Genomic DNA, 23,307 nt, shown 5'->3' with positions numbered 1-23,307 from the left:
CTTTCTATATTGACGCAAGCTACTGCTTTAATTGTGCCACAAAATTACGAATTTGCAAAAGTCCCTCTTCTCTGCGCGCAGAATCGTCCAACAGCGGGATCGCTTCCTCCACCTGACGCACAATGGCACTTCCGACGACGACTCCATCACAGATGTCTGAAAAACGGGCTACCTGCTCCCTAGTAGAGATACCGAACCCAACCGCCACCGGAATATCCGTATGCCGCTTGACCTGCGCGATGAAGCCCTCTATACCCTCAAAAAATGAAGCTCTTTCCCCGGTCACACCAAGGGAGGATACACAGTATACAAACCCGCGCGCTTGACGAACAATTCGTTCAATCCGCTGTTCAGAAGTTGGAGCAACCAACGGAATCAGATGCACACCAACCTCTGCTGCCCGTCCTCCCAGCTCTTCTGCTTCCTCAAGCGGAAGATCGGGAATAATCAGGCCGCTGATGCCATGCTTCTGCAAGCCTGCAAAGAAAGCATCCATGCCCATCTGCAACACAGGATTATAATATGTGAACAAAATAAAAGGCAGGCTTGATCCCGCCGCCCGAGCCAGAGAAGCCGTCTCCATACACGTGCGGATCGAGATCTGCCGTTTCAACGCACGCTCAGACGCACGCTGAATGACAGGTCCGTCAGCCAGCGGGTCCGAATATGGAACGCCCAGCTCTAATATATCGGCTCCAGCCAATTCCAGTTGCCGAATGATTTCTACCGTCGTGTCCACATCCGGATCGCCTACCGTCAGGAACGGAATTAATGCCGTTTTCCCTCCATTTTTGAGGCGTCTAAACACCTGATCAATTAAATTCATGACGGATTTCCTCCCAAATGCTTAATAATGGAGTCCACATCTTTGTCACCGCGACCCGACAAACAGATCACAATAATATCATCCGCCGTCAAGGTAGGTGCCAGTTTAACGACCTGTGCAACTGCATGTGCCGACTCCAACGCCGGAAGAATACCTTCCGTACGGCATAACAATTGGAGAGCATCCAGGGCTTCCTGATCGGAAATCGGAACATACTTGGCCCGCTCAATATCCTTCAAATACGAATGCTCCGGCCCAACCCCCGGATAGTCCAATCCCGCCGAGATGGAATGCGCAGGCTGTACCTGTCCGTATTCATCCTGAAGCAGATAACTCATAGAGCCTTGGAATACACCTTGCGTTCCCTTGCTCATCGTTGCTGCATGAAATTCCGTTTCCACGCCTTTTCCAGCCGCCTCGACGCCAAGCAATGCTACCTCGTGATCCTCGATAAAAGGATAGAACATACCGATGGCATTACTTCCGCCACCGATCGCCGCTACCACGACATCTGGAAGTCTGCCTTCTTTTTCGAGAATTTGACGGCGGGTTTCGTCGCCAATGACACGCTGAAAGTTGCGCACCATCATTGGATACGGATGTGGTCCGACCGCCGAGCCCAAAATATAGAACGTATCATGGACATGGCTCACCCAATACCGCAAAGCTTCATTCCCGGCATCCTTGAGTGTACGTGTGCCCGATGTAACCGGAATGACTTCTGCACCCAATAGTTGCATACGGAATACATTTAACTGCTGGCGTACGGTATCCTCTTCCCCCATAAACACCTTGCACTCCAGTCCGAGCAATGCCGCGACGGTCGCCGTCGCAACACCATGCTGGCCTGCGCCTGTTTCGGCAATGACCTTCTGCTTGCCCATACGCTTCGCCAGCAGTCCCTGCGCCAGCGCATTATTAATTTTGTGGGCTCCAGTATGGTTCAAATCTTCACGTTTCAAGTAAATTTTAGCCTTGCCCAAATGCTGACTCAGACGCTCCGCATAATAGAGCGGCGTTTCCCGGCCCGAATAATCCTTTAGCAGTCCGTTCAGCTCTGCATTAAAATCAGGATCATCCGCATACTTCCGGTAGGATTCCTCCAATTCAATCAGTGCGTTCATCAATGTTTCCGGTACAAAACGTCCGCCAAATGTTCCAAAACGTCCGTTATTATCAGGTAATTGTGTCATGCCTGCTTCACCCTTTCTACGAATGCTGTGATTTTTGCAATGTCCTTGACTCCATCCGTCTCTACACCGCTGGACACATCCAGCCCTTCGGGATGGTACTCGGTAACCAGCTTTTCCGCATTATCGGCAGTCAGCCCGCCGGCTACAAACAAAGGAATTTCATATTGTTGGGTCCAAGCCTGATAGGCAGGAATCCGATCCCACGCAAACGTTTTGCCGGAGCCGCCACCATATAGGGGATCATATGTATCCAGCAGTAAAGCGTCAATCGTTCCGGCATAGGCATCCAATTCGTCCGTCAGGCATTCTGTCTGACCCTTCACCGTCTGTCCTTTACTGTCCACAGACCATGCCTTGAATACCTGTACGCCAAAATGCTCCCTGATCTCCCGGCAGCGCTGCGGACTCTCCTGCCCGTGCAGTTGAATGACATCCAATGGTGCTTTTTCCATGACATCATTTAACAGTGCGTCATCAGGGTTCACAAATACGCCCACGCTGCGCGGTTTGCTGCCTGGGGTCCATTCATCCAATAGGCGAAGCAGCTCTCCAGCCTGTGCGCCGTCAATTCGGCGCTTGCTGTCGGCAAACACAAAACCTATATAATCGACCGGTAAGTTTACCATAGATTTTAGCACTTCAACGCTTTGAAGTCCACAAATTTTTATGCCCGTTTTGTTCATGCCTTAACCCCGTCCATCAAATCGGCTACAGCCTGTCCTACATCATCCTTGCGCATCAGATGCTCTCCTACCAGGATGCCGTGTACGCCTACTGAATGTAAATACTTCACATCTTCGGGTCCGGCAATGCCGCTTTCGCTGATAAACGTGACCCCATGAGGAATCAGTGAGATCAGCTCCTCTGTCGTCTGGAGCCGGGTCTCAAATGTCCGCAGATTTCGATTGTTCACACCAACCAAGGTTGCTGTCCCCAGATCCAGCACAGCTTTAAGCTCCTCACTGTCATGCACCTCTACCAATGCGTCCAGGCCCAGTTCTTTGGCAATCTGTAAAAATGACCCCAAAACACGTGGCTCCAGTATAGCCGCAATCAACAGCACCGCATCGGCTCCCAGCAGACGAGCTTCATAAATTTGCCGTTCATCAATGATAAAATCCTTGCGCAGCAGCGGAATCTTTACCTGTTCACGAATTTGGTGCAAGTATTCAGGACTCCCCTGAAAGTACGTCACATCCGTCAGGACAGAAATGCAATCCGCTCCAGCTTCCTCATATGCCCGTGCAATGTCCACCGGATGGAAATCCGGTCGGATCAACCCCTTGGAGGGGGAAGCCTTCTTCACCTCGGCAATCAGTCCGAGCGGACGATTGCGGCGCAGAGCTATAGCATCCTCGAATCCTCTCGTCGCAGGTAAATCGGCAACCAATCGTTCGGCTTTACTGATTTGAAAATGCTCCTTAAGCTGCTCTACTTCCTGTCGCTTCGTCACTACAATTCGATCAAGATACATATTGATATTCCCCCGTTGCCTGAATTAATTGATCCAGCTTGGACAGGGCCAGCCCCGAGTCAATCGCTTCCGCTGCCCGTGCTACTCCATCCGTCAAGGTTGCTGCTGCGCCCGAAACATAGATGCACGCACCAGCATTCGCTAACACGACATCCCGATAAGCTCCGCGCTCCCCGTTCAAAATCCTTTGGATAATGTCCGCGTTAACCTGTGCATCTCCACCCAGCACTTCATCGAGACGGTGCGTCTGCAAACCCAGATCCGACGGGTTAAGCTCAAACGTATGAACCTGACCATCCTTTAGCTCAGATACCTGTGTCGGTGCTGAAATGCTGATTTCATCCAGTCCGTCCAGACTGCTGACGACCATGGCCCGCTTGGAACCGAGTCGATTCAGCACCTCAGCGATCACTTCCGTTTTTCCCGCATCATAAATCCCCAGCAACTGCCGATCCGCACCTGCCGGATTCGTCAAGGGACCAAGCATGTTAAACACCGTCCGTACTCCAAGCTCCCGGCGTGGAGCGGCAGCATGCTTCATAGATGGATGATACAACTGCGCAAATAAAAAGCAGATGCCGATGCGATCCAGACATGACCGCGCCTGATCACTCGTCAAATGGATATTGACCCCGAGGGCCTCCAGCACATCGGCGCTCCCAGCACGTCCGCTTGCAGAGCGATTGCCATGCTTCGCTACCCGTACAGATACAGAAGCCGCAATAATAGCAGATATCGTGGAAATATTAAACTTGTGAATACCCGAACCTCCGGTTCCACATGTGTCCAGCAAATGGGTATCACCTTCTCCAATTTGCACGGGACTTGCGTAGCTGCGCATGGCCTCAGCAAATCCGGTGATTTCCTCCACTGTCTCCCCCTTGATGCGCAAAGCCGTCAGCAACCCGCCAATTTGCGCTTGCGTGGCATTTCCACTCATAATCTGTTCCATCACGCTACGGGCCTCTGTACGTGAAAGATGCTGCCCCTCAATGACCCGGCTTAACCCTACTTGCATCATGTCATGTCGTTCCATCGTCGTCTCCTCCTAAAAATCAGATTTTTTGTGTGCTACGGAGTATACAAATAATCCTGATTGATGACGCTGTTGTAGGGCTGTACCGTCGCCGGGAACATCGCTTCAGCCGTGCGGATCGCTTTCAGCATCGCCTTGGCCTTGTTCACCGTTTCCTGATACTCGCTTTCTGGAACCGAGTCCCACACAATCCCTGCACCCGCCTGAACATAGGCCCGGTTCTTTTTAAACACAATCGTACGAATCGTGATGCAAGCATCCATATTGCCCGAGAAGCCTAAATATCCGATGGCTCCTGCATAAGGCCCACGCGCTTCCCGCTCCAGCTCGGCAATAATCTCCATCGCCCGCAGCTTCGGAGCCCCTGATACTGTACCCGCTGGCAAGCAGGACAGGAAAGCATCGAAGAAATCTTTATCCTCCCGTAGTTCCCCCGATACATTGGATACAATGTGCATCACGTGGGAATAGCGTTCAATTTCCATAAACGTATCGCATTTGACCGTACCGAACTGAGATACACGTCCCAGATCATTTCTTCCCAAATCGACCAGCATCAGATGCTCGGCACGTTCTTTTTCATCCTTCAGCAACTCTTCAGCGAGCGCTATATCCTCTGTCTCCGTCACGCCACGCGGCCTCGTTCCGGCAATAGGACGGGTTTCCACCCGACCGTTTTCCACCTTGACGAGTGCCTCCGGCGAAGTGCCCACGATGATCTCGTCATCCATTTTCAAATAATACATATAAGGAGACGGGTTCATCGTGCGCAGCACGCGGTATACCTGTAAAGGAGAGGCTTCTGTGTCAATGTGAAAGCGCTGGGATAGCACAACCTGAAAAATATCGCCTGAGCGAATATATTCCTTCGCCTGCTCCACGTTTGAAATAAACTGCTCCTTCGTTACATTCGATTGAATCTCTCCCAACTCCACATCGTCAGGAATAGAGGCTGCTCCCATCGTCTCTGGAGGTGTTTGCTTACGCAGGTACTGCGCTGTTGCCTCCAGCTTGCGCTCCACCTCGGCATAAGCAGCACGGATGTCCTCATCGCGGAAGCCTTCTCCTACATGAACATTGCCCACCAGCAAAATTTGCTGCTTCACATGATCAAAAACGATAACTTGATCGCAGAACATAAAACGAATGTCATCCATATTCAAATCATCTACTGAATGCTCTGGCAGTTTTTCGTAGTATTGCAGCAGATCATATCCAAAAAATCCGATAGCCCCGCCTGTAAATGGAGGCATCTCTTTCAGCTTCGGGCTGCGGTACTTGCGAAGCAAGGCCTTGAGCTCTTCAAGCGGCTTGTCGTTTAATATTTGTCGCTTACCATGCTGCTCCAGAATCAAACGGTCTTTTTTGCCGGAAACCATCAGGAACGGGTCCGTCCCGATGAATGAATATCGCGCCCACTGCTTGCCTCCTTCTACACTCTCCAGCAGAAAGGCCCGGTCCCGCTCAGCGTACCGACGGAAAATCCGGATCGGCGTCTCCATATCGGCCAGCACTTTTTTGTACACAGGAATCAGGTTAAATTCATTCGCCATCGTTATCACTTGCTCCACATGCGGCGTTAACATGAGATCACTTCCTTTCCAAATTGGCGCAGAACCCAAAGGAGAGAATATAAAAAAAGCCTCTACCCGGAAGGTAGAGGCTGTCAGTTATTGAAATTATAAGAATGCTGCCATATGCAAAATACTACAGCAAATATACAAAGTAATAAACTCATCCCTTTGCATAACCTGGGTTACTTCAAATAAGCCTCTCCATCCAGGAAGGTTCTCCGTGGACAAAAGCTTACCCGCTACCGCTGGTCTCTGTAATCTTCATATGGAATTGGCTCAACTGCACTCTTCTCATCTCAACTCTGCCTAACTCTACTCAACTCTGCTACACACACTATATCTCATACGATGTTACTTTGGCAACCATCAACTTTAAAAACGGGCGATTACTTCCTTTGGGATGCCAAATCCGGTCTCAGTGCCTGCGCTCCGTTCAAATATACATGTTTGATTTCCCGCTGTGTTTTAACCGTATTCACCTGTACCATCAAACGGATGCATTTCGGCAAGCTGCCCTCTACGGGAATTTCTAACGAACACATAAGCGGAACCATATCCCAGCCGTCAAGCTGGCGGATCGCCTTTGCCGGGAAAGTAGCATTCAGATCATGGGTCACCGTAATCCATACGTTGCTAATATCCTCCGGCTGAATTCCATTGTAGGACACAATTTCATCTAACAGTAGGCATGTCGCTTCTAAAATTTCGTTTTCTTCATTGTTCGCTACGGTCGTCGCCCCACGAATTCCACGATTGTACATCGTTACGCCTCCTCTTTTAGCTGTTCAATTACTTGTCGGATGTAAGAGACGGAAATATCCTTCACTACCTCCACACGCCCGATGCTGCGTGGGACGACAAAAGTAATACTGCCTTCCTTAAACTTTTTGTCATGCATCATCGCATCCAGCAGACGATCTGTTTCGAGATGAGTGGGAAGAGAGGTCGGTAGACGAAGCGAAGCGAGCATATCCCTCGTTTCTGTAACCAAAGAAGGATCTGCCCCCAGCTTCACACCCAGAAGTGCAGAGCCGACCATACCAATAGAAATCGCTTCCCCATGTAAAAACTCGCCATACCCCGCAATCGCCTCTATCGCATGACCAATGGTGTGACCGAGGTTTAGAATAGCGCGTAAATCGTTTTCACGTTCATCGCGCGACACCACTTCGGCTTTCACAGAACAGCCCTTCTCCAGACCATACTCCAGGGCCGCTGCATCCAAAGCCAGCAAGTCAGTTGCATGATCACGGCACCACTGGGCAAATTCAGCATCCCAGATCAGGCCATGCTTGATCATTTCAGCCAGCCCAGCGGATACCTCACGCGGAGGCAATGTAGACAACGTATCCACGTCATACAATACCAATTCCGGCTGATGGAAGGCTCCAATCATATTTTTCGCCAAAGGATGATTGATGCCGACCTTACCGCCCACGCTGCTGTCATGCGCAAGGATTGTAGTTGGAATCTGTACGAACTTGACGCCTCTCATAAAAGAAGCTGCCACAAATCCTGCCAGATCGCCCACTACACCACCACCAAGTGCGATAACAGCTGAATTTCGGTCCAAACCGCCCTCGATAGCTGCTGTAATCACCTGCTCATACACAGCAAGTGATTTGGACTTTTCACCCGGCTTAACGACGTAGGAAACCGTCATGTATCCTGCTGCCTGGAGGTTGCTCTCCAGTGTCGCCAAATAAAATTCTGCTGTGTGTTCGTCAGAAACAATCAACAATGGACTTTTTTGCGCAATTTCTCGTTCCTTCAAAAGCTCTCCGGCCCGATGCAGCAGTCCACGCCCGATATGAATGGGATAGGAACGTTCTCCAAGTTGTACCGTCAGCGTACTCATCTTAGTACCGTCCCAGTTGTTCTTCGTAGGATGCAATGTTCGCACGGATCTCTTCAATCGAATCCCCGCCGAATTTTTCAAGCAAAGCCTTCGCAATCTCCCAGGCTACGACATGCTCCATGACTACGCTTGCCGCTGGTACCGCACACGCATCCGAACGCTCAACCTGAGCGGTGAACGCTTCCTTCGTATCAATATCCACGCTTTGCAGCGGCTTGTACAGCGTCGGGATCGGCTTCATCACGCCGCGAACCACGACAGGCATTCCGTTGGTCATGCCACCCTCGAAACCGCCCAAACGATTGGTACGGCGGTGATATCCACGTTCGTCATCATGCAAAATCTCATCATGCACCTGCGAACCACGCAGTTCTCCAGCTTCAAAGCCAATACCGATTTCCACGCCTTTGAACGCATTAATGGACATGACTCCTTGGGCAATGCGTGCATCCAGCTTCCGATCATACTGAACATGACTGCCCAGACCAATGGGAACACCTTCCACAATACATTCCACTACGCCACCAACCGAATCGCCTTCTTGCTTGATTTGATCAATGTAGGTTTCCATTTTCTTTTCGATTTCCGGATCGGTTACTCTCACTGAAGAAGCTTCTGTCACGGCAATCAGCTCGTCAATCGGCAATTCACGGTGAGGTGCCTCGATTTCTCCAATGCGGATAACCTGACCAGCGACCTTGATTCCAAACTCTGCCAGCAATTGACGGGCCAAACCGCCGCAGGCAACACGAATTGCCGTCTCACGGGCACTGGAACGTTCCAGCACGTTGCGCAGATCCTTCAGATTGTATTTCAATCCGCCGTTCAAATCTGCATGACCCGGACGCGGACGGTGAACCCGGCGCTTTTCCTCGTCACTACCTTCGATGGGCTCAATATTCATAATGTTCTGCCAATGCTTCCAATCGTTGTTTTCCACAATCAGAGCAATCGGCGCACCTGTGGTATACCCGTGACGAACGCCTCCGGCAATGTTGGCCGTATCCTTTTCAATCTGCATACGCCGACCCCGTCCATACCCCTTCTGACGACGGTGTAGCTGAAAATTCAATTCTTCAAAATCCAATTTTAAATTGCTCGGCATGCCCTCTACAATCGCAGTAAGCTGGGGACCATGCGTTTCCCCCGCGGTTAAGTAACGTAAACTCATGACGCGTTCCCCCTTTAAACTGTTAAACTGTGCATCGCTAAAATCTTTAACTGTGCTTCATTATAGTATACGCACCTTTCTTTGACAAGAAAAGCCACGAGAGTGCAGATAAACAAAAAAACACGCCCTTTGGTCAAAGCCAAAGGACGTGCGCTTCTGATAAGACAACAGCCAACGTACTCGTTGTTAGGCACAGCTAGCTACAAAACAATGGACTATATGTCCAGGCTTATGCTTTTTTACGATAAAAAAAGGTTTCCGTTGATTCCAGACCATATTGGTTTGGAGAAAAAATTTGCTCTGTACTGCCGACAAACAGCACACCGCCGGGACGAAGACTGGCAGCAAACTTCTGGTACAGCTTATGCTTGGCCTCTTCCGTAAAATAAATCATGACATTACGGCAGATAATGAGATCGTAGCCGTCCTCAAACCGATCCAGAAGTAAATTTTGCTTTTGAAATTTCACAGCCTGCTTCAAACGGTCGTCAATTCGATACATCGCACCATCCGGCTTGAAATACTTACTAGCTACCTGTTCAGGCACATCCTTGAGCGAACGCTCCAAATATCTGCCTTCCTTGGCTTTAGCCAGTGCGCCGTCATCAATGTCAGAGGCCGTAATGGAGCAATTCCCCAAAATTCCCTTGCCGTCTAGCACCATAGCCAAGCTGTACGGCTCCTCGCCAGTCGAGCAGGCCGCACTCCACAGCTTGAGCTTCTGCTTACCTGCAAGCAGCTGTGGCAAAATCGTATCCCGCAGTACTTCCCACCGATTGGGATTACGCCAAAACTCTGAAACATTGATCGTCATCCGATCCAGAAATTCATAGAACAGGGGCTTTTCTTTCATCATGGCATCATAAAAAGAAACAAAACTGGGAAACCCGTTTTTGTTGCGAAGCGTCGTTAACCGCCTTTTCATCTGTGCTTCCTTGTATTGTGCAAGATCAATACCTGTGCTGTCCTTGATTTTGCGGATAAACGCTGTGTAATCGGGGTCCGTCTGACCCAGTTCCATATCCGTCATGCTACCATCCTTCTTCATTCGAAATTAAACTTACACCCAGGTCGCCACACTTTTTTCATACCGAACGGTTTCCTCCGGCGTGAAAAAATTCGCAATCTCGCGCTCCGCGCTCTCCGGTGAATCTGAACCGTGAATGAGGTTAAACGGTGTATGTGCAGCAAAGTCTCCCCGGATCGTACCCGGAAGAGCCTCTGTCACTTGTGTTTTACCAATCAGCAGGCGGGACAGGCTAACGATGTTATCCCCTTCCCAAACCATGGCGAATACAGGACCAGAAGTGATAAAGCCTACAAGCTCTTCAAAAAAGGGCTTGCCCACATGCTCCGCATAATGCCGTTCCGCCTGTTCTCTAGATACCTGCACAAGCTTACCAGCCGTCATTTTGAAGCCTTTGTCTTCCAGACGACTAATAATACGTCCAATTAGTCCGCGTTGTACTCCATCCGGTTTAACCATCAAAAACGTACGATCCATCGACTCACTCCCAATCCAATCTAATGTATTTATACAGTACTAATCTGTATTATAACAGAAAGCTTGGAAACGGTTAAAGTATTTTGTCACAGCAGTCCCAAGACACAACTTTAGTAGGAGCGGCGGGTAACAAAATGAGCAATATCGCGCAGCGTCTTTTTCGTTTTGACATCTGGCAGTAAGTCCAGCGCGTATAGCGCTTTTTTTATATATCGGTCGGCGAGAATTTCTGCTTTAGCGATTCCTTCACTTTTTTTAATCATATCCACCGCTTTGCGAGCATCTCCCTGCCCGTCCCCAGCCTGAATACGACCGATTTCAGCCAATAGATCGTCACGCAGCTCAGGCTGTCCTAGCGCATAAATCACCGGAAGCGTAATATTCCCCTGCCTCATATCACTGCCCGGCGGCTTGCCAATCTTTTTTTCCGTGCCACACAGATCGAGCAAATCATCCTGAATTTGAAAGGCCATACCTACATTGTAGCCATAGGTGTACAAAAGAGAATTTACTCTTTCCCTCGCACCCGCAGCCATAGCTCCCAATTGGCAGCTGACCGCAATCAACAATGCCGTTTTGCGACGTATGCGAAGCAAGTAATTACGTACACTCTGATCCACGTTAAAAAAATCGCGAATTTGTTCCATTTCACCGATGGACATTTGCACCAGTGCCTTGGACAGCACCCGATGAATGTCTGGATTCGGCAGTCCCGCGACGATCGAAAGCGCACGTGCATATATGTAGTCTCCGGTGTACATGGCCACCCGATTGTCCCATTTGGACTTCACAGTTGGCTGGCCGCGCCTCATCTCCGCATCGTCAATCACATCATCGTGAACGAGGGAAGCAGAATGAATCAGTTCCAGCGGTACCGCTATGCGTTTGAGCTTGTCCAGATCGTATTCCCCAAACTTGCCTCCCAGCAGTACAAATACCGGCCGCAAACGCTTGCCTCCCGCTTTGAGCAGATGAAGCGACGTATCATTAATCAACGGCTCTGTGCTGTCGATGCTGCGGTACAGCTCTTCTTCTATGAAGTTCATATCCTTCTTTAATAAACCAAACAAATCCAATCGTTTCATTCTTTCACCCGTGTCAGCGTATTGTCACTCCAGAGAAGCGGCTTCACTCGTCGGTCAAGCAGCCCCAGTTCATGCGCATACTGAAAATATAGCTCTAAACCCTTTTGTTCCTTCTCTCCAAAATCATAACACAGATTAGTAAAGTAGCGCTCCCAATAATCCCGCAGACCTCCAATTTCCTTGCAGGCTTCGGAGATAACAGACGTCAGATCAGACAGGCTGCGCCGCTTGCTTGCACGAAATGCATTCGCTACTTCAGTCACCGCATCAGGATTCTGTGTAGCAAAAGCACGGCGTACTGCCCATACGGCAAAGGTCATACTGTACCCCGTCCAGCGTTTCCACTCTTCTCCAAGGTCCGTAACGTACAGACCATCACGCCGCCAGGATGCCTTGATTGCATGATCTCCAATCAACAGCCCCGCATCCGCCTGCTCCAGCATCAAATCCAAATCCGGCTCGCAGTCGAAATAAGAAGGTTGGCCTTCCCACGCCTTCTGCATCAAAATTTTCAGCAAATTCACGGATGTAGCAGATGTATTCGTCAACGCAATTGTTCCGTTTTTAATTTCATCGAGCGGCTTGCGAGAGAACAGCAAAATGGATTGCACAGGACCGTCTGCGCTGACAGACAGATCTGGCAACAGCAGCATATCTTCGGCACCGGATGCATAAGCAAAGGAGGACATCGCACTGATATCCAGATTTCCTTTCAGCATACTGCGGTTCAATTCAGCCGGGACTCTGGAAACCAGCTCCGCCGGATGGAGGAGGTGTGAAGGATTAAAATAATGAAAAACGGGCCAAGCATTTGTATATTTAATTTTTCCGATTGTGATTGTCTTGGTGTCCGGTGTCGGCATCGGAATCCCCCCATCTCGTAAACAGTTGATGTTCAATACGCAAGCTGTCCAATACTTTGCCTACGAGGAACAGTACGATATCATCCAGCGTCTTCGGATGAAAGTAAAAAGCCGGCATAGCAGGAATCATTTTGACCCCGAGCCTTGCAAGCTTAAGCATATTTTCCAAATGAATGGCATGCAGCGGTGTCTCACGCGGCACTAAAATGAGCGGACGGCCTTCCTTCAACATCACGTCTGCTGCACGCGCCATGAGATTATCGGACGAGCCATGCGCCACTGCGGACAATGTTCCCATCGAGCAGGGCATGATAACCATCGCGTCCACCAAATATGAGCCACTCGCAATCGAAGCGCCAATATCCGTAAACGGATGGTATACAAGAGAACCGGGACGGCCTCCGAATTTGTCATTCAGAGCCCCTTCCCGGTCAGTCACGTTCCAGCCTAATTCCTCTTTCAGTACCCGCCAGCCGGCGTTGGAAACAATCAGGTGAACGGTGTATTGCAAATCCAGCAGTATCTCTACCAGTCGTATCCCATAAATACTTCCGCTCGCGCCTGTAATGCCAATAACGATTCGTTTGCCTTGATGGTTGCTCACCTGATTATGATTCATAAGTATTGACGCACCACCAAATCAACCAGTGTAAAAGTAAATACAACAATGCTAAGCACACTGTTCATCGTAAAGAACGCTGTCTGCAAACGACTCAGGTCCTTCGGAGTAACGATATAATGCTGATAAAATAACATCATATAAGAAATAATCATGCCCGCCAGATACCACCAGCTTAAATCAGCAATAAAAAACATCACAATAAACCCGATCGCCGTAATCACATGGAATGCACGAGCAATTTTAAGCGCACCTGCTATACCAAAACGGGCAGGAATGGAGTAAACCCCCTCGTTCTGGTCAAAATCAATATCCTGGCAAGCATAAATAATATCAAAGCCAGCCGTCCAGAAGGCAACGGTGAGATAAAAAACAATTGCCGTCATATCTATTTGCCCAGTCACAGCTACCCAGCTACCCAGTGGCGCCAAGCCAATTGTCAAGCCAAGCACAATATGGCAAAGCCAGGTGAAACGTTTGGTATAGGAATAAAAAACAAGCATTAAAAAAGCCAGTGGGAACAGCTTGAACGCCAATGCACTTAAATTGAGCGATGCCCAAAATAGTAGCGCCAAGCTAACAATAATAAAAAGAACCACTTCGCTGGACTTGAGCAGCCCCGCCGGGATGGCACGTCCTGCCGTACGCGGATTTTTCCCATCAATAACACGGTCGATCATACGATTGAAACCGAAAGCCGCGCTACGTGCGCCGACCATAGCCAGCAAAATCCATCCGATCTGTGACCACGAAGGAAGCGTGCCTGTCACAACAACTGACCCCAATACAGCCCCCATAAATGCAAATGGGAGCGCAAATAACGTATGTTCAATTTTAATCATTTCCAAAAAAATAGCAATTTTCTTAAACATGCTGACTCTCCTTGATTCCAATATGCAATGCCGCAATGCCTCCAGTGAGAGAATGAGCCTGTACATCCTTTAATCCGACTTCACGGAAGATGCCAGCCAGCTCATCCCTTCCCGGAAAAAGCGCCAACGAATCAGGGAGCCATTTGTATTGCTCATAACGTTTGGCGAACAATTTGCCGAGCATGGGCAGGATGTGTTTAAAGTATGCATAGTAAATCCCCTTGAACGGCTGCCATGTAGGCTTGGATAGTTCCAGACATACAACCTGCCCGCCAGGTTTGACGACACGCTGCATTTCCTGTAATACGCGGCGCAAATCAGGCACATTACGCAGACCGAAGCCAATCGTCGCGTAGTCAAAAGAATTGTCTTCAAAAGGCAACTCCATCGCGTTGCCCTGAACAAGCATGATCTGCTTTTCACGGGCTTCTGATGTAATCTTGCGCTCGCCTACATTCAGCATGTTCTGGCTAAAATCCAGCCCTACGATGTGACCACTTTCACTTGCACGCGCCATCGCGAGCGTCCAGTCACACGTACCACAGCAAAGGTCGATTGCCGTATTCCCATGGTGCATGTTCATTTTTTTCATCGTAAATTTACGCCAAGCCTTATGTCTGCGAAAGCTCAGTATATCGTTCATCAAATCGTATTTACCCGCGATGCTTTCAAACACGCCATGAACGAATTGCTCTTTCGGCTTGGTGTCGCTTGATCCCATGACGTTCACCTAACCTTCCCTCACAACCGGGTGTGGACTATTCAGCAGCTTCAGGAAAGGCTCCAGCATGCGTTCGAATTCCTCGATCCCCGTATTTTGATCATCTGACAGGATCTGTCGGATGTGTGTAACAGTCGTCTGGAGTTTGTTCAGTATCGCGTCCTCGGCTTTGTACTTCAGAACAAGCTTGTACCATACATTAGTGTCTGAACCACTCTCAGACAGCAGTTCCCGTTCGCTCTGGTCAGCATTACTATAAACATGCCAGAACATATATCCGAAACGGGACTTGTCCGATCCTGTACGCTTGTGCCATTCCTCTGCCAGCGTATCACAGAGGGAAAATTCGTTGAGAAGCTGCTCCCAGACTTCCCGATCCTGCTCTGCCACAAGGGAAGTAAAGGATAGAAAAAGCTCCTTTTTAAAACGAACCATCTGAGTTAAATACCGTGCCGAATTCAGACGGAGATGCTTCATCTCCCAATACAGGCTCATTTTACCAGCGTTCACTTCACATACAGCATCACTCAGCTTCGAAATGGTCGTGATGTGGCCTGCCAATGCAAGCAGCTGATAAAAGCGGCTGCTAAAATAATCCCCAGCCAACACTTTCAGCTGTCTGGAACGCATTTCCTCCGGACTTCGTATACCGGATAAAGTATCAATCATATCATGCGTATCCAGCCCCATCTGCAAAAGCGAGGTGACCAATGCGTAGAGCTCTTCCTCGCTGGCATGTAGCTCCTGCGCATTCCGGTTCAAAAACATAAACAACAGGCGGGTACGACTGTCAGGAAAAGCCGGCATTTCCGTATGTTGTTGAATCATGTCGTATTCCACATATTTCCTTGCTAATTGGGGTACGCGATACGGTTTCATCCTAAGCCTCCGAGCCATGACTTTCTGGTGTACTCAAATAATTGCAATGCCTTATATTATATCACAATTTAAAATGATTCGCGACTAAAGTACTGTAGGTCTAACAACAGAAATACCTAATTTGTGTATACACCGTTAAACCTGCTTTGCCACATAGGAGTTACCGTAATATGGAAGCGGGCTTTCAGTTCCTCCGGCAAGTCCGCACCTTCCCGGCTTCTCAGCTGATCCAGTGCTTCAATCGTCCATTCATTCCGGCGTATATCGGATGCCAGCAGAAGATGCCGTTCTCCTGACCATTCGTCCTGCGTCACTACCCGAAGCAGTAATTGCCGTACGTTCGTTGTTCCATAAAAACTAAAGGCGGCAATCTCCGCCATATTTTGATAGATTTCAAGCGGGGCAGTTTCTTCCTTGGACAGCTTTACATCCAGAGTCAGAACTGAATGTTCCCAGCTTACGCTGGCAATTGGTGTCGTCAAAGAAAGCTCCTCCAGCGTATCCACCAGATTGTCATCAGTCAGCAGCACCCGCTGCTGCGACGATATCGTCGCCTGTGTCTCCCGAACAGCTGCGGTTCCCGAATCCAGCGCCTGTAAGGATGGTAGCAGTACAGCAGCGGCGGTGGTTAGGAGAATCGAGCCGCATAGCACAATCCAAGGTTTCATCAGAGCCTCCCCTGACCCCTACCCTGTTATGGGTTTGCTACGGTAAAGGTCCTCACTCTCATTGTACAACAAAAAAAAGCAGGCTATGCCTGCATTTTAATCCTCTGTATCCACGACCCCGTGCTTGGTCATCACAACGGCCTTGCCGCGAATTTTAATAGCAGAGGTATGATCCGTAAATTGGACGATCAGCACCTCACCCTTGTCCAATTTTTCTGAATGGTGCAGGCGTGTATCCTGGCCTCTTGTCAAACCAAAAACCTGACATCCGTTGCTTTTTGCTTTAATCACAACGTACTCACTACTACTCTTCACGTTATCTTCCATATCCATTTCCCCCCTGAGAGCCGAAGCTATACTTTTTATGATGGAGATTCGAGCTTGTTTTGTCAACCACATGCTTTTGGCGCAAACTGCAACAATTACCGGGTCCCGAGCCATACTATCCGTGCAGTCCCCGCTAACGAAAGGAGCAACTCTGATGAAAAACTATCGTCCCGCTAATCTGAGCCCTGACCAAGTAGAGCGGCTTCAGCAGTTGGAGCATGAATTTGCCGAGCTGACGGGTGAACCGCTGGTGCTGATCGCCTATGCCTCATGGAACGACAGAACTGCTTCCCCTTCTTCGTCCCGCATAGCATCTGCTACGGAATAACAGGACAAAAAGAAAAGGCCGTGAATCAAATTCACGGTCTTTCCAGCGCAATGGGAATATGTAAGAAATCTTATTTAATTCCGTCCTTGAGCGCTTTACCCGGTTTAAATGCCGGAATTTTGCTCGCAGGGATTTCGATTTCTTCTCCTGTTTGCGGGTTACGTCCTTTACGTGCAGAACGTTCACGAACCTCAAAGTTCCCGAAACCTACCAGTTGCACCTTGTCTCCGTTTTGTAGCGCTCCGGAGATCGCTTCGAATACAGCGTCAACGGCTTTAGTTACGTCCTTTTTGGACAATTCAGTGCTTTCGGAAACCTGATTGATCAAATCCGTTTTATTCATAATATTCACCTCCCAATTCAAGTGTAGTCCAGCATTAAGGTTATCGGTGTTGTAGAACCGATATGAAGTCGCCTGTATAAAATAACCCGGGCGGCATATGCCTTGCATAATGTTATCATCTGTTTCCGTTTCGCCGTTAAATATACATAGAATATACCTAACCTCCGCAATATAGAGACAATATCGCCGAAACTGGCGTTTTATGGCACCCTTCTTGCGTGGAACAAGGTTTATAGTAATACAGTCCACAGACAATTTCAAGTACGGCGACGGTTTAGCACATAAAAAGTGATGGCCAGCGCGAGCACCAGCACAACTCCCTTGACGATATCATGAGCAAAATACTGCACGTTCATCATCGTCAGACCGTTCACCAATACCCCGATCAAAACCGCACCGATAAACGTGCCAATGACATTCGGTTTACCCGCTCCAAAGACCGAAAAGCCGACAAAAACCGCGGCTACTGCTTCCATCAGCAAGGGAGATCCTGCATCAATTTGGCCCGATCCTACTCGCGAAGCATACAAAATACCAGCAATGGCCGCAAATACGCCTGAAGCGACATAGGCCAGTGTCCGGACTTTTTTTACCCGTATGCCTGACAGACGAGCTGCTTCCTCATTTCCTCCGGTCACATACATTTGACGCCCATGCTTTGTGTAGGTTAAGAAAATATGCACTGCCGCTACCGCTAGCAGCAGCAAAATAACCGAAATCGGGATGCCCAGCCATTTGCCTTGTCCCAAAATAAGAAAAGCAGGAGATATCTCTCCTGGCGCCTTGCTGCCATCAGGAAACTGCATATGATTATAAATGGTGTAGCCTTGAGCATACGTTTTATGAATCCCGCTTACAATATACATCATCGCAAGGGTTGCCAGCAAATCGGGAATACGAAGCTTAACGATCAACAATGAGTTCAGTAGTCCCACCACCGCACCGACAACCAGAGACACAATAATGACCACCGCAACAGGCTGTTCATACCAGACCATCAATGAAGCTGAAACAATAGTAGTCAGAGACACCGTAGCACCCACCGAAAGATCAAAACCGTCCACGATAAGAGACAACGTCACACCAATTGCGACAAAAGTCACAATCGCAATTGAGCCAAGAATGTCCATCAAATTATCATACGTCCAGAAATAGGGCAATGTGGCTGAAAAAAATGCCAACACACCTATAATTACGACTATAGCCCCATAACGAAAGGAGACATTTAACCATTTTTCCTTCATGAATGCACCTCTTCACCGCCGCTGGCATACAACAGAAGCTGTTCCTGCTCCACTTCGCCCCGCGCAAATTCCTTTATTATTTTTCCGTCATACATCACCGCAATCCGATCACCAATACCGATGCCCTCAGCAAATTCACAAGTTAGATAGATGACCGCTTTTCCCTGGGCCGCCAATTCACCAATGATACGAAAAATATCACTTTTTGCCCCGATATCCACACCCTTGGTCGGCTCGTCAAAAACAAACACATCTGCCCCGGAATGCAGCCATTTACCTATCGCAACCTTTTGCTGATTCCCGCCACTCAAATATTTAACGTTCTGACGCAGAGATGGCGTCTTAATGCCAAGGGAAGCAACGACTTCGTTACCATTTGTACGTTCTTTGCGACGACTGATAAAACCAAGCACACTCAACTTGCCCAATAGCGGAAGACTAAGGTTTCGTTCTACCGTCTCTTCGATGAATACACCCTGCTTGCGCCGTTCCTCAGGTATGGACACAATCCCCTGAACTATCGCGTCTGCAGGCTCTCTCAGACGAATGGAGTGACCTTTGAAGACCAGTTCCCCCTTATCGGGCTTATCGGCGCCTGTAAGAAGCCGGGACAGCTCCGTTTTGCCCGCACCGACCAAACCTACGATAGACAAGATCTCCCCGCGTCTGACATGCAAATCGACACCGTGGACCCGTAATCCCCTGTAAAGCCCTCTGGCTTCCAGCACCGTTTCACCGATAGGAGCATCCGTTTTCGGAAATTCCTCCTCAAATGTTTTACCAAGCATATGCGTAACGATGTCGCCTACACTCAAATCAGAGGATGAACCCGTGAATACTTGCTCCCCATCACGCATCACCGTAACGCGGTCGCTGTGTTCGATGACCTCTAGCAATCGGTGCGTGATAAGAATACATGCAACACCCTCCGCCTTGAGCGTATGGATGGTGCGGAACAAGCGCCGCGTTTCTTCTTCGCTGAGCGGCGCTGTAGGCTCATCGAAAATGATTGTATTTGCTTGCTGTGTCAAAATACGCGCAATGAGTACTAGCTGCTTTTCAGCCAACGTCAACTCAGAAACGTATTGCCGCACATCAATATCGGCCTCCAGCCGTCCCAACGCCTCGCGCGCACGTTTACGCATAGAACCCGGCGCAGCCCACCAGCGCCCTTCAGGTGCAGACAAATCATCCAGTACAATGTTCTCCGCCACGCTCAGCTGCGGCACAAGCGCCGAATCGACCTCCTGATAGACACAGTGAATCCCCGCTCTCTTCGCCTCCCACGGTGAACCAATGCTCAGCTCCTTGCCTCCTGCTACAATGCTTCCCTGATCGGAACGATACGCGCCGGATAAAATTTTCATCAGTGTACTTTTACCTGCTCCGTTTGCGCCCAGCAGAGCGTGAATTTCGCCGCCATGCACCGTAAAATCCACGGACCGCAGCGCATCCACACCAGCAAACTGTTTGCTGATTTTCTTCATTTCCAGTGTATACACTTGTGAACTCATGGTACCTCCCTCACGCCTGCTTATGATAAAAGCGCGCCGAAGCGCGCCTTATGCTTTATCCTAAAGTTTATTTGGCCGTTTCATATTCTTTCATCCAATCCTTGTAGCCTTGCTCGCTTTTGCCCCATCCTTTTACATATTGAGACAGCTCGGATGTGGAAATTTGCTTATCCGGCAATGCTTCGCGCTGCACATAGACCGCCTTCAATACCACTTGCTCCTCCGGGTTGTCCCCATGCAGCTTCTGATATGCATAGCGCACTTGTACACGTCCGATATCTGTAGGATCTACAGCAGCCGAAGCTACCCAAGGATTTTTCGGATCCTGAATCATTTGCAGATCCTCGTCACTCATATCAATACCGTAGACTTTAATTTCCGTGCGTCCAGCCTGCTGGATGGCGCGTGCTGCACCTTTGGCAAATTCATCCCAGGCAGCCCAAACCGCTGTAATTTCACCCTTAGGATATTGTTTCAACACAGCCTCCATTTTGGATTGGGTGTCCAGAGCTGGGTTTTGAGCTGAGCCAAAAGTTGCAATTTCTTTAATATCCGGATTAGCTTTGGAAAACTTATCGTAAGCAACCTGGCGACGCTCCATCGGTGCAAACCCGGCAACCCATACTTTTACGATGTTCCCTTTGCCGCCGATATCCTTTTTCATTTGCTCCAGCGTCAGCTCGGCCATGCTTTGATCATCCTGTGAAAGTACGACAGCCCCCGGAACGTTGACCGCAGCATCGAATACGATAACCGGGATATTGCGAGAAATCGCTTTTTTTAATCCTGTTTCCAGCAACGCATCACCATGATCCGTCAAAATGACATCAAACTGCTGATTAATCGCGCTATCGAGCAAGGAGGCCATTTTAGCTTTATCGTTGTCTGCCACAAATTTGGTCAGCGTACCGCCAAATTTCTTAACCTCCTCCTCCACGCCCTGAACATACTGCTGTGAGAACGTTCCTGTGTTAAACTCCATAATTAATGCAACTCGTTTGCCTTTTAAATTTAAACTGTCTGTTTTTGCATCTGTAGTGTTCGATCCTGTACTGCTTGTCCCTTGAGCACCATTCTCTGTTTTCGGCGCACCACATGCAGTGACCAGCAAAACCAGCACCAGCAGCATCATAGCCCCTAGTCCCAGCTTTTTATTTTTTTGGATATTCATGCTTCGTTTCCCCCTCGTTCATTCAACAAAATGATTCAAATTTGATACTTAATATATCGCGTTAAACCAAGTATGTAAATAGGTTTTATAAATACAAAAAATATTTTACGATCATATATGACAAAATACGACAATTGCACATCAAAATAACGCAAAGAGCGGATAGCTCTCTGCGTTATTGTTTCTTACACCATCTTCATTTACTTACGTTTAAAGAATGATAGCAATCAGACCACCGGAGCCTTCGTTAATAATGCGGCCCAACGTTTCCTGAAGCTTGTAGCGTGCATTGTCTGGCATCATTGCGATCTTGCCCTGAATGCCTTCACGCACAATGGAATGCAACGAGCGTCCGAAAATGTCCGATTCCCAAATTTTGATCGGGTCATTTTCAAAATCCTGCATTAGATAGCGCACAAGCTCCTCGCTTTGCTTCTCTGTTCCGATAATCGGAGCAAACTCCGATTCAACATCGACACGAATCATGTGAATAGAAGGCGCTGTGGCCTTGAGCCGCACACCAAATCTGGTGCCCTGACGAATGAGCTGCGGTTCATCCAGCGCCATCTCGGCCAACGACGGAGCAGCAATGCCGTATCCGGTCGTCTTGACCATTTCCAACGCCTCGGCGAAGCGGTCATATTCCCGTTTGGCATGGGCAAAATCCTGCATCATTTGCAGCAGATGATCCTTGCCGCGAATCTCTACCCCGACCACCTCGACCAAAATCTGATCGTACAGCTCATCCGGTGCAAACAGATCAATTTCCGCCACACCCTGACCCATATTCATCCCGCTCAGACCGGCCCTGTCGATGAATTCATACTCCATAAACTGGCCAACCACCCGGTCTACATCACGCAGGCGTCGAATGTCTTTTACCGTATCGCGGACGGAATTCTCATAATTGCTGCGCAGCCAGTGATCTTCATTCAGTACCATAACCCAGCTCGGCAAATTCACATTCACCTCATGCACTGGAAATTCATATAATACTTCACGAAGCACGCCTGTAACATCATCTTCTGTCATCGTTGCTGCACTGAGCGTCATGACAGGAATATCATACTTGGCTGCCAACTCACTGCGAAGTTGAAGTGTTTCATCGCTGCGCGGATGCGTGGAATTGATGACCAGCACGAACGGCTTGCCTACCTCTTTCAACTCCTCAATGACTCGCTCTTCCGACTCTACATAAGAGCTACGCGGAATCTCCGCAATCGTGCCGTCTGTCGTGACGACAACACCGAGCGTCGAATGCTCCTGAATGACCTTGCGCGTGCCAATCTCCGCCGCTTCCTGAAACGGAATCGGTTCTTCAAACCATGGCGTGGAGATCATCCGCGGACCATTTTCATCCTCGTAGCCCTTCGCACCCTCTACTGCGTATCCTACACAGTCGACCAGACGGACATTCACATCCAGTCCTTCCGTTACTTTGATCTGGACGGCATTATTCGGTACGAATTTAGGCTCTGTCGTCATGATCGTTTTCCCTGCCGCACTTTGTGGCAACTCATCTACGGCGCGGGCACGGTCCGCCTCACTTGTAATGTTCGGCAGAACAATCGTCTCCATAAACCGCTTGATAAAAGTTGATTTACCTGTTCGGACTGCGCCGACGACCCCAAGATAAATATCTCCTCCGGTTCGTTCGGCAATGTCTTTAAAAATGTCCACTTTCTCCAATGAAATCCCCTCCTCAAAAGTCTCCGAAGGAAAAATGCTTAATGAGCATCCGCTTCGTGTTCAACCAACTGCTTGATCCCAGATGCGGCAGAACAGCCTTTAAAATGCCCGGAAGTCGTCCGCCGCCGAGGTTCAGGAGACTGATGGAATCGGCGAAACGGCGTAAACTCGTACATGCATTTGGACTGATACCATCATATGTATCCCCTCCGTAAAATATGTTTAGTTTTTCGAAAAAATAGAGTACGTCACAGAGATTACTGCAAAACGATATTTTACGTTTGGGTCCACTCACCTAATATATGCGTGACGGGGATTCCCCATGACTTCGATGCTAGATTTATAATA

26 protein-coding genes are annotated in these 23,307 nt (G+C 49.0%); 1 reads left to right on the top strand and 25 read right to left on the bottom strand.

All coding sequences use genetic code 11. The features are described 5' to 3' along the window. Positions 1-19: 19 nt before the first annotated feature. From trpA to mtrB, 19 genes are all read right to left on the bottom strand, one after another. On the bottom strand, positions 20-826 hold the full coding sequence (gene trpA / locus ACIFO6_RS18795; RefSeq protein WP_430042789.1) for a tryptophan synthase subunit alpha: 807 nt from the start codon (positions 824-826) through the stop codon (positions 20-22). Then, complete coding sequence (gene trpB, locus ACIFO6_RS18790) at positions 823-2,019, bottom strand: tryptophan synthase subunit beta (RefSeq protein WP_014282083.1); 1,197 nt, start codon at positions 2,017-2,019, stop codon at positions 823-825. The genes trpA and trpB overlap by 4 nt, the downstream gene beginning before the upstream one ends. After that, positions 2,016-2,702: a phosphoribosylanthranilate isomerase gene (locus ACIFO6_RS18785; protein WP_430042787.1), complete on the bottom strand. Its 687-nt coding sequence runs from the start codon at positions 2,700-2,702 to the stop codon at positions 2,016-2,018. Before ACIFO6_RS18785 ends, trpB begins: the two co-directional genes overlap by 4 nt. After that, positions 2,699-3,493 (bottom strand): indole-3-glycerol phosphate synthase TrpC, encoded by a 795-nt coding sequence (trpC, locus tag ACIFO6_RS18780; protein WP_430042784.1) that lies wholly within the window; start codon positions 3,491-3,493, stop codon positions 2,699-2,701. Before trpC ends, ACIFO6_RS18785 begins: the two co-directional genes overlap by 4 nt. Further along, complete coding sequence (trpD, locus tag ACIFO6_RS18775; protein WP_430042782.1) at positions 3,483-4,529, bottom strand: anthranilate phosphoribosyltransferase; 1,047 nt, start codon at positions 4,527-4,529, stop codon at positions 3,483-3,485. The genes trpC and trpD overlap by 11 nt, the downstream gene beginning before the upstream one ends. A gap of 35 nt (positions 4,530-4,564) precedes the next feature. Further along, positions 4,565-6,115: an anthranilate synthase component I gene (gene trpE / locus ACIFO6_RS18770; RefSeq protein WP_430042781.1), complete on the bottom strand. Its 1,551-nt coding sequence runs from the start codon at positions 6,113-6,115 to the stop codon at positions 4,565-4,567. A gap of 374 nt (positions 6,116-6,489) precedes the next feature. Next, positions 6,490-6,864 (bottom strand): chorismate mutase, encoded by a 375-nt coding sequence (gene aroH, locus ACIFO6_RS18765; protein WP_430042779.1) that lies wholly within the window; start codon positions 6,862-6,864, stop codon positions 6,490-6,492. 2 nt (positions 6,865-6,866) lie between these two features. Then, positions 6,867-7,961: a 3-dehydroquinate synthase gene (aroB, locus tag ACIFO6_RS18760; protein WP_430042919.1), complete on the bottom strand. Its 1,095-nt coding sequence runs from the start codon at positions 7,959-7,961 to the stop codon at positions 6,867-6,869. 1 nt (position 7,962) lies between these two features. Next, the gene (aroC, locus tag ACIFO6_RS18755; protein ID WP_430042777.1) at positions 7,963-9,132 is read right to left on the bottom strand and encodes a chorismate synthase; all 1,170 of its coding nucleotides are present in this window, start codon (positions 9,130-9,132) and stop codon (positions 7,963-7,965) included. 229 nt (positions 9,133-9,361) lie between these two features. Next, positions 9,362-10,162, bottom strand: coding sequence for a CheR family methyltransferase (locus tag ACIFO6_RS18750; RefSeq protein ID WP_014282091.1), 801 nt, complete (start codon positions 10,160-10,162; stop codon positions 9,362-9,364). Positions 10,163-10,192: 30 nt separating this feature from the next. Then, entirely contained in the window at positions 10,193-10,636 is a 444-nt protein-coding gene (gene ndk / locus ACIFO6_RS18745) for a nucleoside-diphosphate kinase (protein WP_430042775.1), read from the bottom strand. Positions 10,637-10,746: 110 nt separating this feature from the next. Continuing rightward, positions 10,747-11,721, bottom strand: a complete 975-nt coding sequence (locus ACIFO6_RS18740) for a polyprenyl synthetase family protein (protein ID WP_430042772.1) — start codon at positions 11,719-11,721, stop codon at positions 10,747-10,749. Further along, positions 11,718-12,584 carry a menaquinone biosynthetic enzyme MqnA/MqnD family protein gene (locus tag ACIFO6_RS18735; RefSeq protein ID WP_430042771.1) on the bottom strand — a complete coding sequence of 289 codons (867 nt, stop codon included), beginning with the start codon at positions 12,582-12,584 and terminating at the stop codon, positions 11,718-11,720. Before ACIFO6_RS18735 ends, ACIFO6_RS18740 begins: the two co-directional genes overlap by 4 nt. After that, positions 12,541-13,203 carry a UbiX family flavin prenyltransferase gene (locus ACIFO6_RS18730; RefSeq protein WP_430042769.1) on the bottom strand — a complete coding sequence of 221 codons (663 nt, stop codon included), beginning with the start codon at positions 13,201-13,203 and terminating at the stop codon, positions 12,541-12,543. Before ACIFO6_RS18730 ends, ACIFO6_RS18735 begins: the two co-directional genes overlap by 44 nt. Then, complete coding sequence (locus ACIFO6_RS18725; RefSeq protein ID WP_430042768.1) at positions 13,200-14,075, bottom strand: UbiA-like polyprenyltransferase; 876 nt, start codon at positions 14,073-14,075, stop codon at positions 13,200-13,202. Before ACIFO6_RS18725 ends, ACIFO6_RS18730 begins: the two co-directional genes overlap by 4 nt. Continuing rightward, positions 14,068-14,796 carry a demethylmenaquinone methyltransferase gene (locus tag ACIFO6_RS18720; protein WP_430042766.1) on the bottom strand — a complete coding sequence of 243 codons (729 nt, stop codon included), beginning with the start codon at positions 14,794-14,796 and terminating at the stop codon, positions 14,068-14,070. Before ACIFO6_RS18720 ends, ACIFO6_RS18725 begins: the two co-directional genes overlap by 8 nt. Before the next feature lie 9 nt (positions 14,797-14,805). Beyond that, positions 14,806-15,675: a heptaprenyl diphosphate synthase component 1 gene (locus tag ACIFO6_RS18715; protein ID WP_430042764.1), complete on the bottom strand. Its 870-nt coding sequence runs from the start codon at positions 15,673-15,675 to the stop codon at positions 14,806-14,808. A 116-nt stretch (positions 15,676-15,791) separates the two neighbouring features. Continuing rightward, on the bottom strand, positions 15,792-16,343 hold the full coding sequence (locus ACIFO6_RS18710; protein ID WP_430042762.1) for a hypothetical protein: 552 nt from the start codon (positions 16,341-16,343) through the stop codon (positions 15,792-15,794). 96 nt (positions 16,344-16,439) lie between these two features. Continuing rightward, the gene (mtrB, locus tag ACIFO6_RS18705) at positions 16,440-16,670 is read right to left on the bottom strand and encodes a trp RNA-binding attenuation protein MtrB (protein ID WP_430042760.1); all 231 of its coding nucleotides are present in this window, start codon (positions 16,668-16,670) and stop codon (positions 16,440-16,442) included. A gap of 154 nt (positions 16,671-16,824) precedes the next feature. Here mtrB and ACIFO6_RS18700 point away from each other — a divergent pair, with 154 nt between their 5' ends. After that, a complete protein-coding gene (locus tag ACIFO6_RS18700; protein ID WP_430042759.1) occupies positions 16,825-16,998 on the top strand; it encodes a hypothetical protein in 174 nt (57 codons plus the stop codon). A 70-nt stretch (positions 16,999-17,068) separates the two neighbouring features. On the opposite strand, the gene ACIFO6_RS18695 is transcribed toward ACIFO6_RS18700, so the two are convergent. The 6 genes from ACIFO6_RS18695 to ACIFO6_RS18670 all read right to left on the bottom strand — a co-directional run bounded on the left by ACIFO6_RS18695 (position 17,069) and on the right by ACIFO6_RS18670 (position 23,135). Beyond that, complete coding sequence (locus ACIFO6_RS18695) at positions 17,069-17,341, bottom strand: HU family DNA-binding protein (protein WP_014282101.1); 273 nt, start codon at positions 17,339-17,341, stop codon at positions 17,069-17,071. 257 nt (positions 17,342-17,598) lie between these two features. After that, the gene (locus tag ACIFO6_RS18690; protein WP_430042758.1) at positions 17,599-18,585 is read right to left on the bottom strand and encodes an ABC transporter permease; all 987 of its coding nucleotides are present in this window, start codon (positions 18,583-18,585) and stop codon (positions 17,599-17,601) included. Continuing rightward, a complete protein-coding gene (locus ACIFO6_RS18685; RefSeq protein WP_430042756.1) occupies positions 18,582-20,099 on the bottom strand; it encodes a sugar ABC transporter ATP-binding protein in 1,518 nt (505 codons plus the stop codon). The genes ACIFO6_RS18690 and ACIFO6_RS18685 overlap by 4 nt, the downstream gene beginning before the upstream one ends. Positions 20,100-20,166: 67 nt before the next feature. Next, positions 20,167-21,270, bottom strand: a complete 1,104-nt coding sequence (locus ACIFO6_RS18680; RefSeq protein ID WP_430042754.1) for a sugar ABC transporter substrate-binding protein — start codon at positions 21,268-21,270, stop codon at positions 20,167-20,169. A gap of 210 nt (positions 21,271-21,480) precedes the next feature. Further along, complete coding sequence (gene spoIVA / locus ACIFO6_RS18675; protein ID WP_137063472.1) at positions 21,481-22,959, bottom strand: stage IV sporulation protein A; 1,479 nt, start codon at positions 22,957-22,959, stop codon at positions 21,481-21,483. A 38-nt stretch (positions 22,960-22,997) separates the two neighbouring features. Then, on the bottom strand, positions 22,998-23,135 hold the full coding sequence (locus tag ACIFO6_RS18670) for a hypothetical protein (RefSeq protein WP_430042752.1): 138 nt from the start codon (positions 23,133-23,135) through the stop codon (positions 22,998-23,000). Between the last annotated feature and the right edge of the window lie 172 nt (positions 23,136-23,307).

Source organism: Paenibacillus sp. NRS-1781 (genome assembly GCF_050467745.1).
Taxonomy (GTDB): Bacteria; Bacillota; Bacilli; order Paenibacillales; family Paenibacillaceae; genus Paenibacillus; species Paenibacillus terrae_A.
Note: the sequence above shows the minus strand (reverse complement) of the source record. Positions and strands in the feature narration are given on the sequence as shown.